The following is a 12,068-nucleotide window of genomic DNA, read 5'->3' as shown; positions in this document are numbered from 1 at the left end:
CAACCGCTCGCGATCACCGCCCCATCGCTTGATAAATCAGCGTCTTCAGCGCCAGTTGGATCCGGCCACGCTGCGAGGGGGTCTGCACCATGAAGATCCCGAACAGGTCGTCTTCGGGATCGATGAAGAAGAATGTGCCGCCGACGCCGTCCCAGCGATATTCGCCAAGCGGCCAGGAAGTCCCCGGCGGCACCGCGGTACGTACGGCGAAGCCGAGGCCGAATCCGCTGGTGGCGCCCGGGTAATAGTTCTGGTCGCGCGCGATCTTCGTCTCAGGTCCGATGTGATCGGATGCCATCAGCGCGATCGTCTCGGGCTTGAGATAACGCCGTCCCTCATAGATGCCGCCACTGAGCAGCATCTGCGCGAAACGGGCGTAGTCGCCGACCGTGCCGACCATGCCGCCGCCGCCCGATTCCCATTTCGACGGCCGCCTGATGTCGCGAACCGGCGTGGTCGGGTTGATGTTGCGATCCTCGGGCATCGGCTCGGCAATGCGCGGGAATTTGGCGGGATCGGCGACGAAGAACGCGGTCTCGGTCATGCCGAGCGGATCGAGCAGCCGCTCTTTCTCGAACTGAAGCAGGGTCTTTCCCGCGACCACCTCGATGACGCGGCCGAGCACGTCGGTGGAAAAGCCGTAATCCCACGCGGTGCCCGGCTGCTCGACCAGCGGCAGCGTGGTGATCTTCGCGACGAAGTCGGCATTGCTGAGATTGCTTTGGAACAGATTGGCCTCGGCATAGAGCTCCCGCACCATGCCGCCACCATAATAGCCATAGGGCAGACCCGACGTGTGGCGAAGCAGGTCCTTGATCGTGACGGGACGATTCTGCGCTTCCAACGCCAGCGCGACCTTGCCGTCCTCGGCCTTCTTCTCGACGCCGACCTTCATCTTGGCGAAGGCCGGAATGTATTTCGAGACGGGATCGTCGAGCGAAAGCTTGCCCTCTTCGACCAGCATCATCGCCATGACAGAGGTGATCGGCTTCGACATCGAATAGAGCCGGAAGATCGTGTCCGCGCTCATCGAGATCTCGGTCGCGACGTCGCGGACGCCGAAATTTTCGTAATAGACCGGCTTGCCGTGCTGCTGGAGGAGCAGGATGGCGCCGGGGATCTTGCCGGTGGCGATCTCGTTTCGGATGTAGTCGGAAACCTTCGCCAACCCCTCGGGCGAGAAGCTGCGCGCGGCCCGTCCCTCAGAGCCGGCCTTCGCACCGAAGGCACCGACCAGAACAACGAGCCCCGCGATCAGCGCGCGGCGCCCGCGCACTTCACTTCTCCATGGCTTCATAGACCAACTGCTTCAATGTCCGTTGCACGCGCTGGCGCTCGGTCGGGGTCTGTTCCAGGAGGACGAAGAACATGTCCTGCTTGGGGTCGATCACGAAATAGCAGCCGGAGGCGCCGTCCCACTTCAATTCGCCGAGATTGCCCGGGGGCGGCGGCTTGGCATTGCCGGGATCAGTGCGGACGGCAAGGCCGAGGCCGAAGCCAAAACCGTCACCGGGAAAGTAGAAGTAGTCGCGCTCGACGCCGGAGCCTGGTCCGACCTGATCGGTCACCATCAGCTTGAAGGTCTCGGGTTTGAGAATGGTCTTGCCGTGGAGGCTGCCGCCGTTGAGTAGCATCTGCGCAAAGCGCTCATAGTCGGCCATGGTCGTGACCATGCCGCCGCTGGCGAATTGGATCTTCTTGACGACTGTTGGATCGTTGATCCGGCCGACCCGGAAATCGCCGTCGTTCGGCACCGGCTTCGCCAGCAGCTTCTGCTTCTCCGGGTCGGTGACGAAGAACCCGGTATCGACCATGCCGAGCGGATCGAGCAGCTTTTCCCGCATGATATCGATCAGCGGCTTGCCGGCCGCGATCTCCATCACGCGCGCCAGCACGTCGGTGGAATGGCCATATTGCCAGAGTGCACCCGGCTGGTTGTGCAGCGGCAGTTTTGCGATCCGCTCGGCGAACTCGGCAAGGTCGAAATCGCCGGCATAGATATTCGCCTCCCGATAGGCTTTTCGCACCAGGCTGTCGCCGTAGAAGCCATAGGTGATGCCCGAGGTGTGGCGCATCAGGTCGAGCACGGTCATCGGCCGGTTGGGCGACACCAGTTCGAGCGACCTGCTGCCGTCTTCGGCCTTCTTCTCGACGCCGACCTTCACATTGGCGAAGGACGGGATGTATTTCGCGACGGGATCGTCGAGCTTGATCTTGCCCTCCTCGACCAATTGCATCGCGACCACCGAGGTAATCGCTTTGGTCATCGAGAACAGGCGGAAGATCGTCTTATCGGTGATCGGGGCCTTGCTGACCACGTCCTGAACGCCGAACGCTTCGTGAAAGACCGGCTTACCGTGCTGCTTGATCAGCACGGTCGCGCCGGCGATCTTGCCGGTAGCGACTTCGTTCTTGAAGAACTCGCTGATCCTCGCGAGCTTGTCCTGGTTGAAATGCGCGCCGGCTGGAATCTCGTAAATGCCCTCCGCCCGCGCCAGCGACACGGGGCCAAGCGACATCAGCGCGCCGCAGACCAGCGCACGCAATCCTGATCGTGAAATCATATCCCCTCCCCGGAACATGGCCCGCGGAGTGTACCGACCGCGTTGTCAGGCACAAGGGCTGCCGTATCGCGCCAGAACGGCCGTGTGAAGAGCGGCGCTTCTCTCCGAGAAACAACAGAATATGACGCGGGTGACCGAGGGCGTGGCCGGCAGCGTGTCGATGGTCGTATGAACTGCAATCGTCGCGGCCTGGTCAGCCGGGAAACGATACACGCCGGTGGAGATCGCGGAGAAGGCCAGCGAAGTCAGCCCGTTGGCCTGACAGAGCTCAAGCGCGCGCCGATAGCACGAGCGCAGCGCCTCCGCCTCGCCGCGGCCCCCGCCGTGCCAGACGGGGCCGACCGCATGGATCACATGGCGCGCAGGCAGAAGATAGCCCTTGGTGATCTTGGCATCGCCGGTCGGGCATCCTCCGAGCGTCCGGCATTCGGCGAGAAGCTCGGGACCGGCAGCGTCGTGGATCGCCCCGTCGACACCGCCTCCACCAAGGAGAGACGAATTTGCGGCGTTGACGATGGCGTCAACGCCGAGCGTGGTGATGTCGGCAACGATGACCTCGAGCTCGGCGCCGCCGATCCGGCGCGTCAGCCGGGCCATGCATCAAGCCGCGACGACGACGCCCTTCTCGGAGAGGAGCTGCTGCAATTCGCCGGCCTGGAACATCTCGCGGACGATATCGCATCCGCCGACGAACTCGCCCTTCACATAGAGCTGCGGGATGGTCGGCCAGTTCGAGTATTCCTTGATGCCGTTGCGCAGCTCGGCGGATTCGAGGACGTTGAGGCCTTTATAGCCGACGCCGATGTGGTCGAGGATCTGGACGACCTGGCCGGAGAACCCGCACTGCGGAAATTGCGGCGTGCCCTTCATGAACAGAACCACGTCGTTCGACTTCACTTCGTTGGCGATGAATTCCTCGATGCTCATATCCGTGTCCTTCTGGGGCGGAGCCCTTCTTTCACGTCGGGCCGGCTCAGCCGATCTAACCCGATATCTGTCATATATGTAGCCCAAACCGTTGTGCATCCAAAGTAAAATGGCGGCGAACGGTCGGCGGCGGCCGGTCTGAACCGCGCCGGTCCATAGGCTGATGACAACAATATCATCGCCGGGGAGGACTTTCATACCGTAACGGAGCCCCTATCTAGGACGAACCCTGGTCATGGAACCGGGAAACGCGAACAACGTTCTCTTGTCCTGTCTGGAGAAAACCGTGACGAAACCAGCCTCCGCTACGGCCGCCCCCCAGCTTTCGTCGCTGTCCTCCGATCCGGGCAAGTTCGCCCAGCGGCTTCAAGACGCGTTTCTGACCGTCCGCGACGAGACCGAGCGCCGCGCCGCCCCCCTGTCGCCGGAGGACCAACAGATCCAGTCCATGCCCGATGCGAGCCCGACGAAATGGCACCGCGCGCATACCACCTGGTTTTGGGAGCAATTCCTGCTCGGCGAGCACTGTCCTGATTACCGGCCCTTCCACCCCGATTTCGCGTTCCTGTTCAATTCCTATTACGTCAGCGCCGGCCCGCGTCATGCCCGGCATCGCCGCGGCGATATCACCCGTCCCAGCGCCGACCAGGTCGGCGCCTATCGCAACTATGTCGATGCGGCCGTCGTCAAATTCTTCCGCGAGGCCGGCTGGGACAAGCTGCGCGAGATCGCACCGCTGGTCGAGGTCGGGCTCAATCACGAGCAGCAGCATCAGGAATTGATGTTCACCGACATCCTGCACGCCTTCGCGCAAAACCCGGTCTCGCCGGCCTACGATGCGAACTGGCGTTTCCCGGCCGCGACCCGGGGCGGCGAGGACTGGCTGACGCTGAACGAGGGCATCCACACCGTCGGCCACGTCGACGACAGCTTCCATTTCGACAATGAGAAGCCGCCGCATCGCGCCCTCGTCGGCCCGGTCAAGATCGCCCGCCATCTCGTCACCAACGGCGAATGGCTCGCCTTCATGCGCGCCGGCGGCTACCGGACCGCAACGCTGTGGCTGATGGACGGTTTTGCCACCGTGAGCAACGAGGGCTGGGACGCTCCGGGCCATTGGCGCGAGGTCGATGGCGCCTGGCACGTGATGACGCTGGCCGGCCTCAAGCCGATCGATCCGAACGCGCCGGTCTGCCACGTCAGCTATTACGAGGCGGATGCGTTCGCGCGCTGGGCCGGAAAGCACCTGCCGACCGAGATAGAATGGGAGGTCGCGGCCCGCACGGGCCAGCTCAACGATGCTTTCGGCATTGTCTGGCAATGGACCCGCTCTTCATACGCGCCCTACCCCGGCTACCGCGCCGTCGAAGGCGCGCTCGGCGAATACAACGGAAAATTCATGGTCAACCAGTTGGTGCTGCGCGGCTCCTCGCTTGCAACTCCCGAAGGCCACAGCCGTATCACCTATCGCAACTTCTTCTATCCGCACCACCGCTGGCAGTTCACGGGGCTGCGGCTTGCCGGCTACGAGTAAAAAAACTTCCGACGACAAATGCGCGCCGGACAGCGCGTTCAGGAGAGTATCATGAATGTGCACGCCAGCGCTTTGGCCGAAGCCCATCTCCCCGACGAGCAGACGACTGCCTTCGCCCGCGAGGCGATCGAGAATCTCTCGCAGCAGCCGAAAAAACTGTCGCCGAAATATTTCTACGATGCGACCGGATCGGAATTGTTCGAGGCGATCACGCGCCTGCCGGAATATTATCCGACGCGCACCGAGCTATCGATCCTGAAAGAGCGCGGCAGCGAGATCGCGAAGATCATCCCAGAGCATGCGGCCCTGGTCGAGTTCGGCGCCGGCGCGACCACGAAGGTCCGGCTGCTGTTGAACCACTGCAAGTTTGCAGCCTATGTGCCGGTCGACATCTCCGGCGATTTCCTGAAGGCGCAGGCGAACGGCTTGAAGCGGGATTTTCCCGCGCTCGGCATCCACCCGGTGGCGGCCGACTTCACCACGCCGTTCGAGCTGCCCAGGGCGGTCGCGTCCATGTCCAAGGTCGGCTTCTTCCCTGGCTCGACCATCGGCAATTTCGAGCCGCAGGAAGCCGAGGGCTTCCTGAAGAGCGCACGCAAGATCCTCGGCCGCGGCGCGCAGATGATCATCGGCGCCGATCTCGAGAAGGACGAGCGGGTGCTCTTTGATGCCTATAACGATGCCGCCGGCGTCACCGCGCGCTTCAACCTCAATGTGCTGGTCCGCATCAATCGCGAGCTCGGCGGCAATTTCGATCTCTCCGCGTTCACCCATCGCGCGATCTACAATCGCGAGCGTCATCGGATCGAGATGCACCTGATCAGCAAGAAGAGCCAGACCGTGCGCCTGCTCGGCACCAGCTTCTCGTTCCGCGCCGGTGAGAGCATCCACACCGAGAACAGCTACAAATACAGCCTTGAGCGCTTTGCTGCGTTGGCGCAAGACGCAGGCTGGCGCGTGCGCGACAGCTGGACCGATGCGGCCAAGATGTTCTCGGTGCACGCGCTGGAGGTCGCCGACTAGGCCTTCCGCGCTTAGGCCTCGGTTGCCGACCCGAGCGACACCGATTCCCACACCGCAACGACAATCATGATCACGGACGTCGCGACCGACAGCCAGAGCGGCGAGAGGTCGGCGGCGAACCACCACAGCACCAGCAGCAGGATGATGCCGATGCCGTGGGAGAGCTGAAGGAAGCCGCGAATGGCGTGCTTGAACAGGATGGTGCCGACCAGGAATACCAGCGGCCCGCCGATCGTGCTCAGGATGATCCGCAGGTCGGAATGGCCAGTGGGATGCTTCAGCACCAGCTCGTCCGAGACCGCGGTCAGGATGATGCCGGCGACGATCGGCATGTGCAGATAGGTGTAGGCGAGCCGCGCCAGCCGCCCGGATTCGGTGGACTTGGAGATGCGCTCGGAGCCGGCCTCCGCGCCCTTGTGGAAATAGACCCACCACATCGCGATGGCGCCGACCAGGGCCGAGACGAAGGCGAGGATGTTGCCCGCGGTCCAGGTCAGCTCAGCAAAAGTGGCGCCGTTGACGACGACGGCTTCGCCAAGCGCGATGATGACGAACAAAGAGCAGCGCTCGGCCATGTGCGCGCCTTCGACGGCCCAGGCCTCGACCGACGAGAAGCCCAGCTTCGGGACCCAGAAGCGTGCGGCCGGCGAGATGTACTCCCAGGTCACTGCTGCGATCCACAGCCATAGCCGGGTGTCTCCCTCGGACAAGCCGCCTGCGATCCACAACACAGCGGAGAGCGAGAGCCAGGTCAGGATGCGAATAGCGTTGTGCCGCACCGCGGTGCGATGATGCGGGGTCGCGAACAGCCAGAACGCCGTGCGTCCGACCTGCATGGCCGCATAGGCAATCGCAAACCACAGGCCCCGGCCCTCGAAGGCGGTTGGGATGGTCGTCGACAGCACGAGGCCGCCCAGCATCATCGCAAACAGCAGGATGCGGACCGGCGTCAGCTCGGGATTTAGCCAGTTGGTGACCCAGGCGGTGTAGACCCACACCCACCACACCGCCAGAAACAGCACCGCGACATGGACCGCGCCGAGCGGCGTGAAATGGTGCAGCAGCGTGTGGGAGATTTGCGTGACGGCAAAGACGAAGACGAGGTCGAAGAACAGCTCGGCATTGGTGACGCGGCCGTGCTGGTTCGGACCGATGACGCGAAACATTGCGCCGCGCGGGTTGTCCGCAGCCATCATCGTCCCCCGTCGCGCCGAGATCAGGTGCCGTTCAGATCAGGTGCCCGGCGCCCCGGGTCCGCCAGGTACCCCGGTTTGCAGCGCCAGGGCGTGCAGGACGCCGCCCATCTGCCCGCGCAGGGACTGATACACGATCTGGTGCTGCTGGACGCGGGACTTGCCGCGGAAGGATTCAGAGATCACGGTCGCGGCATAGTGATCGCCGTCGCCGGCGAGGTCTCGGATGGTCACCTCGGCATCGGGGATCGCTGCCTTGATCATCGCCTCGATATCGTGGGCGTCCATGGGCATTTCGGGTCTTGCTCCTTCTGGTCTCGAATCGCTTGCCGGGGTCCCCTCACCGGCACGGCCAAACTTAGCGTGGACGGCCTTCACCGTCACGCCGTCCGGCACTATATCCCTGATCGCAACAGGAAGGCACGACAAAGTGCCGCGCGCGGCAGGTTGATCGAAAAGGCGTGACATCATGAAGCTTCCAGGGCCCGACCACCCCATCACCATCACCCAAAATCCCCGGCGCGTCCGCGTCACGGCCGGCGACATCGTGATTGCCGAGACCAGCAAGGCGCTGACTCTAAAGGAGGCCAAATATCCGGCGGTGCAGTATGTACCGCGGGAGGACGCCAATATGGCGCTGCTCGAGCGCACCGACCGCGTCACCCACTGCCCGTACAAGGGCGACGCGAGCTATTACAGCATCAAGGCCGATGGCAAGACGCTGGACAATGCGATCTGGACCTACGAGACGCCCTTCCCCGCGATGACGGAGATTTCCGGCCATCTCGCCTTCTATCCGGACAAGGTGAAGATCGAGGAAGTGGGCTAGCCCTGGCTAGACGCCGCCGTCACGGCCGGGCTCGTCGCCGGCCATGACGAGTGTAAGCATGGATGCCGCGGGGCTACGCCCTGAAGATCGTGAGCCCCAATATTAGCAGCACCAGGAAGATCACGACGAAGACGTAGAACAGGAAGCGGGCGATATCGGCGGAGGCGGCCGAAATGCCGGTGAAGCCGAGCACACCGGCCACGATCGAGACAAGTAAGAAGATCAGCGCCCACTTCAGGATCGTCATCGCCGCCTCCGAATTGGTGCCGCCCCCTCGCGGCCCTCACACCTTTTTCGCGAACGCTAACTTCGCTGCGCGGAACTGGTTCCTATGACTGGGGGCGGCCCAAAGGGCCCTTGATGAATCTGGTTCCCGGCGGCACAGTCCGCACCGGGAGCGGGAGCGCGGGGCAACGATGATCACGATGTCACATTCAGCGACGATCGGCGCGGAGGCGCATGCTGCGCCCAAGAGCAAGGCGCGCAATTTGTCGCTCGATCGCGCCCGCACCTTCCTGACGCTGGTCGTGCTGCTGCATCACGCGGTGATCCCCTACACGCATTTCGGTCACACCGATCCGGCCTCCTGGGCCGGCTTCGACGTGATCGTGCTCGCCACTGACAGCTTCTTCATGGCGATGTTCTTCTTCCTGTCGGGACTGTTCACCTGGCCGGGCATCGCGCGCAAGGCGCCGTCAGTCTTTCTCCGCGACCGCCTGTTGCGCCTCGGGCTGCCGTTCGTGATCACGGCCTTCACCGTCATTCCGCTCGCTTATTACGCGATCGCGCTGCGGCAGGAGCCGGAGCTGACCTTCGCTTCGTTCTGGTGGAAGACGGTGACGGCGGGCCCGTGGCCGAGCGGCCCGATCTGGTTCGTCTGGGTGCTGCTGGCGTTCGACCTGACGGCGAGCCTGCTCTACCGGGTCTCGGCGCATCTGGTCGATCCGGTCAACCGCATCTCGGTGCGCGGTTTCGAGCAGCCGGCCCTATTCTGGCTGCTGCTCGCGGCCATCAGTGTCATCGTCTACGTGCCGGCGCTGGTCTATTTCGGGGCCAACAAGTGGTTCGAGTTCGGGCCGTTCTCGGTGCAGGCGAGCCGCATCCTGCTCTATTTCGCGTATTTCTTCATAGGCGTCAGCGTCGGTGCGGCGAACTTCGACCGCGGTGTGCTCAGCGCCGAGGGCCAGTTGCCGAAAACCCGCTGGCTGTGGGTGGTCGTCACGCTGATCCCCTACTGCCTGATGTGGGGCATGATCTATATCAAGCGTGAGATCCTCGGGAATCCGGATCGGCTGCCGCACTGGTATCATGTGTTCTACGGCACCTTCGTCGTGCTGTTCTCGGCCTCGATCCTGCTCGCGATTCTCGCCTTCTTCCTGCATTCGAAGGCGCCGGGGTCGACCCTGCTCGACCGCATGCAGGCGGATGCCTACGGCATGTTCCTGGTGCATTATCCGATCGCGCTGTGGATCCAGTACGCCCTGTTCGACTATGCGTGGCCTGCGATCGCGAAGGCGGCGATCGGCTTCGTGCTCACGGTGATCCTGAGCTGGGGCCTGACTGCGGCGTTGCGGAAGATTCCGGGCGCGTCGCACGTGTTGTGAGGGCGTAATCCGGGTCTGAGTATGCGGAAGCCGCTCAGGCCACCTTCCCGCCCATATACTCCGGCAGCCAGCGCTCGAACGACTGACGCAACACGTCGATCGCCACCGCCGCTTCACCTGAGATCGCAACCGCATCGCCACCAGTGGTGCCGATGCGCACGCAGGGCACCTCGCAGCCGCGCATCTTGGCGAGCACGCGGCCGGCCTCCGTTTCCGGCACGGTGACGAGATAGCGCGCCTGGTCCTCGCCGAACCAATAGGCCTGCGGAACGAGCGCGGTCGGTGCTGCGAGCAGTCTTGCGCCGATGCCGCTCGCCATCGCCATTTCGGCGAGCGCGACCAGCAGACCGCCATCGGAGAGGTCGTGCACGGCCGTCGCGGTGCCCGCATGGATCATGCCGCGCACGCAATCGCCGTTGCGCTTTTCGGCGCTAAGATCGACCGGCGGCGGGGCGCCCTCCTCGCGACCGCAGATGTCGCGCAGGTACACCGACTGGCCGAGCCAGCCATGGGTCTCGCCGATCAGCAGGATCGCTTCGCCCTCGGCTTTGAAGGCCAGGGAGGCAGACTTGGTGAAATCGTCGAGCAGACCGACGCCGCCGATCGAGGGTGTCGGCAGGATCGCCCGGCCGTTGGTCTCGTTGTAGAGCGAGACATTGCCGGAGACGACCGGGAAGTCGAGCGTACGGCAGGCTTCCGAGATGCCCTGCAGGCAGCCGACGAACTGGCCCATGATCTCGGGCCGTTCAGGATTGCCGAAATTGAGGTTGTCGGTGATCGCCAGCGGCTTGCCGCCGACCGCGGTGATGTTACGCCAGGCTTCCGCCACCGCCTGCTTGCCACCCTCGAACGGATCGGCCTCGCAATAGCGCGGCGTGACATCGACAGTGAGCGCCAGGCCCTTCGGCCCGTCCTGCACGCGCACCACGGCGGCATCGCCGCCGGGACGCTGCATGGTGTTGCCGAGAATGACGTGGTCGTACTGCTCCCAGATCCAGCGCTTGCTGCACATGTCCGGCGTGCCGATCAGCTTCTCCAAGGCCGCACCGAGGCCCATCGGCGCCGGCACGTCGCGGGCGTGCACGATCGGCAGCGCGGCGGAGGGGACATGCGGGCGGTCATAGACCGGCGCCTCGTCGCCGAGCTCCTTGATCGGCAGATCAGCCATGACGTCGCCGCCATGCTTGACCACGAAACGCTTGCTCGGCGTGGTGTAGCCGACGACAGCGAAGTCGAGCCCCCACTTCCTGAAGATCGCCTCGGCCTCTTTCTCCTTCTCGGGCTTGAGCACCATGAGCATGCGCTCCTGGCTCTCCGAGAGCATCATCTCGTAGGCGCTCATGCCGGTCTCGCGCGTCGGCACCGCATCGAGATCGAGATCGACGCCGAGGTCGCCCTTGGCGCCCATCTCGACCGCCGAGCAGGTCAGGCCCGCCGCGCCCATGTCCTGGATCGCGATGACGCAGCCCTTCTCCATGATCTCGAGGCAGGCCTCGAGCAGCAGCTTCTCGGCGAAGGGATCGCCGACCTGCACGGTCGGGCGCTTCTCCTCGGATTTGTCGTCGAACTCGGCCGACGCCATCGAGGCGCCATGAATGCCGTCGCGCCCGGTCTTGGAGCCCAAATAGACGATCGGCATGTTCACGCCGGAGGCAGCCGCATAGAAGATCTTGTCGGCATCGGCGAGGCCCACGGCCATCGCGTTGACGAGGATGTTGCCGTCATAGCGGGTGTGGAAGCGCACCTGCCCGCCGACCGTCGGCACGCCGAAGGAATTGCCATAGCCGCCGACGCCAGCCACCACGCCCGAGACGAGATGCCGCGTCTTGGGATGTTCCGGCGCGCCGAAGCTCAGCGCATTGAGGCAAGCGACCGGACGCGCGCCCATGGTGAAGACGTCGCGCAAAATGCCGCCGACGCCGGTGGTCGCGCCCTGGTACGGCTCGATGTAGCTCGGGTGGTTGTGGCTCTCCATCTTGAAGACCACAGCCTGCCCATCCCCGATATCGATCACGCCGGCATTCTCGCCGGGCCCCTGGATCACCCAGGGCGCCTTGGTCGGCAGACCACGCAAATGGATGCGTGAGGACTTGTACGAGCAATGCTCGTTCCACATCGCCGAGAAGATGCCGAGTTCCGTGAAGGTCGGCTCCCGCCCGATCAGCTTGAGGATGCGCTCATACTCGTCGGGCTTGAGCCCGTGGGCGGCAACCAGTTCTGGGGTGATCTTGGGTTCATTCTTCATGGATTGGGGGCTTTCGGCAGCGTTTGGCCGTTCTTAGGAACATCGGGGGCTCACGAAAAGCCCTTTGTGGCGCATTTTCCCGCTGTCCCACGTTTTGCGGCAGGCGACCTGCGGGAACAGGAATTGCACGGCGCGGACGGATCGGATTT

The 12,068-nt window shown here is 63.9% G+C and carries 12 protein-coding genes; 4 read left to right on the top strand and 8 right to left on the bottom strand.

Features of this window, described 5'->3' with window-relative positions:
- Window positions 1-13 precede the first annotated feature (13 nt).
- From IVB01_RS16450 to grxD, 4 genes are read right to left on the bottom strand one after another with little or no spacing between them, the layout of a single operon-like run.
- Window positions 14-1,276, bottom strand: a complete 1,263-nt coding sequence (locus tag IVB01_RS16450) for a serine hydrolase domain-containing protein (protein ID WP_247280692.1) — start codon at window positions 1,274-1,276, stop codon at window positions 14-16.
- 1 nt (window position 1,277) lies between these two features.
- Window positions 1,278-2,564: a serine hydrolase domain-containing protein gene (locus IVB01_RS16445; protein ID WP_247280691.1), complete on the bottom strand. Its 1,287-nt coding sequence runs from the start codon at window positions 2,562-2,564 to the stop codon at window positions 1,278-1,280.
- A 45-nt stretch (window positions 2,565-2,609) separates the two neighbouring features.
- Window positions 2,610-3,161 carry an O-acetyl-ADP-ribose deacetylase gene (locus tag IVB01_RS16440; RefSeq protein WP_247280690.1) on the bottom strand — a complete coding sequence of 184 codons (552 nt, stop codon included), beginning with the start codon at window positions 3,159-3,161 and terminating at the stop codon, window positions 2,610-2,612.
- 3 nt (window positions 3,162-3,164) lie between these two features.
- Window positions 3,165-3,491 (bottom strand): Grx4 family monothiol glutaredoxin, encoded by a 327-nt coding sequence (gene grxD / locus IVB01_RS16435; protein WP_247280689.1) that lies wholly within the window; start codon window positions 3,489-3,491, stop codon window positions 3,165-3,167.
- A gap of 235 nt (window positions 3,492-3,726) precedes the next feature.
- On the opposite strand from grxD, the gene egtB reads away from it, so the two are divergent.
- The gene (gene egtB / locus IVB01_RS16430; protein WP_247280688.1) at window positions 3,727-5,025 is read left to right on the top strand and encodes an ergothioneine biosynthesis protein EgtB; all 1,299 of its coding nucleotides are present in this window, start codon (window positions 3,727-3,729) and stop codon (window positions 5,023-5,025) included.
- 51 nt (window positions 5,026-5,076) lie between these two features.
- The gene (gene egtD, locus IVB01_RS16425; RefSeq protein ID WP_247280687.1) at window positions 5,077-6,048 is read left to right on the top strand and encodes an L-histidine N(alpha)-methyltransferase; all 972 of its coding nucleotides are present in this window, start codon (window positions 5,077-5,079) and stop codon (window positions 6,046-6,048) included.
- Between the two features lie 11 nt (window positions 6,049-6,059).
- On the opposite strand, the gene IVB01_RS16420 is transcribed toward egtD, so the two are convergent.
- On the bottom strand, window positions 6,060-7,241 hold the full coding sequence (locus IVB01_RS16420) for a low temperature requirement protein A (RefSeq protein ID WP_247280766.1): 1,182 nt from the start codon (window positions 7,239-7,241) through the stop codon (window positions 6,060-6,062).
- A 39-nt stretch (window positions 7,242-7,280) separates the two neighbouring features.
- Window positions 7,281-7,535, bottom strand: coding sequence for a BolA family transcriptional regulator (locus tag IVB01_RS16415; RefSeq protein ID WP_028137365.1), 255 nt, complete (start codon window positions 7,533-7,535; stop codon window positions 7,281-7,283).
- A gap of 175 nt (window positions 7,536-7,710) precedes the next feature.
- Here IVB01_RS16415 and IVB01_RS16410 point away from each other — a divergent pair, with 175 nt between their 5' ends.
- Window positions 7,711-8,070 (top strand): DUF427 domain-containing protein, encoded by a 360-nt coding sequence (locus IVB01_RS16410; protein ID WP_247280686.1) that lies wholly within the window; start codon window positions 7,711-7,713, stop codon window positions 8,068-8,070.
- A gap of 73 nt (window positions 8,071-8,143) precedes the next feature.
- Here the strand turns inward: IVB01_RS16410 and IVB01_RS16405 are convergent, their stop codons facing one another.
- Window positions 8,144-8,317, bottom strand: coding sequence for a DUF1328 domain-containing protein (locus IVB01_RS16405; protein WP_007612121.1), 174 nt, complete (start codon window positions 8,315-8,317; stop codon window positions 8,144-8,146).
- Between the two features lie 169 nt (window positions 8,318-8,486).
- Between IVB01_RS16405 and IVB01_RS16400 the strand changes: the two genes are divergently transcribed.
- Window positions 8,487-9,674: an acyltransferase gene (locus IVB01_RS16400; protein ID WP_247494693.1), complete on the top strand. Its 1,188-nt coding sequence runs from the start codon at window positions 8,487-8,489 to the stop codon at window positions 9,672-9,674.
- Window positions 9,675-9,708: 34 nt separating this feature from the next.
- On the opposite strand, the gene purL is transcribed toward IVB01_RS16400, so the two are convergent.
- Entirely contained in the window at window positions 9,709-11,919 is a 2,211-nt protein-coding gene (gene purL / locus IVB01_RS16395) for a phosphoribosylformylglycinamidine synthase subunit PurL (protein ID WP_247280684.1), read from the bottom strand.
- Between the last annotated feature and the right edge of the window lie 149 nt (window positions 11,920-12,068).

It is taken from the genome of Bradyrhizobium sp. 164, assembly GCF_023073715.1.
In the GTDB taxonomy this organism is placed as follows: Bacteria; Pseudomonadota; Alphaproteobacteria; order Rhizobiales; family Xanthobacteraceae; genus Bradyrhizobium.
This window is presented reverse-complemented; position numbering and strand designations above follow the sequence as displayed.

Bases quoted from the DNA above. Each gene is read 5' to 3' on its own strand.
- IVB01_RS16445 (WP_247280691.1), bottom strand. From the start codon at position 2,564: ATGATTTCACGATCAGGATTGCGTGCGCTGGTCTGCGGCGCGCTGATG.
- IVB01_RS16440 (WP_247280690.1), bottom strand. From the start codon at position 3,161: ATGGCCCGGCTGACGCGCCGGATCGGCGGCGCCGAGCTCGAGGTCATC.
- grxD (WP_247280689.1), bottom strand. From the start codon at position 3,491: ATGAGCATCGAGGAATTCATCGCCAACGAAGTGAAGTCGAACGACGTG.
- egtB (WP_247280688.1), top strand. From the start codon at position 3,727: ATGGAACCGGGAAACGCGAACAACGTTCTCTTGTCCTGTCTGGAGAAA.
- egtD (WP_247280687.1), top strand. From the start codon at position 5,077: ATGAATGTGCACGCCAGCGCTTTGGCCGAAGCCCATCTCCCCGACGAG.
- IVB01_RS16420 (WP_247280766.1), bottom strand. From the start codon at position 7,241: ATGGCTGCGGACAACCCGCGCGGCGCAATGTTTCGCGTCATCGGTCCG.
- IVB01_RS16415 (WP_028137365.1), bottom strand. From the start codon at position 7,535: ATGCCCATGGACGCCCACGATATCGAGGCGATGATCAAGGCAGCGATC.
- IVB01_RS16410 (WP_247280686.1), top strand. From the start codon at position 7,711: ATGAAGCTTCCAGGGCCCGACCACCCCATCACCATCACCCAAAATCCC.
- IVB01_RS16405 (WP_007612121.1), bottom strand. From the start codon at position 8,317: ATGACGATCCTGAAGTGGGCGCTGATCTTCTTACTTGTCTCGATCGTG.
- IVB01_RS16400 (WP_247494693.1), top strand. From the start codon at position 8,487: ATGATCACGATGTCACATTCAGCGACGATCGGCGCGGAGGCGCATGCT.
- purL (WP_247280684.1), bottom strand. From the start codon at position 11,919: ATGAAGAATGAACCCAAGATCACCCCAGAACTGGTTGCCGCCCACGGG.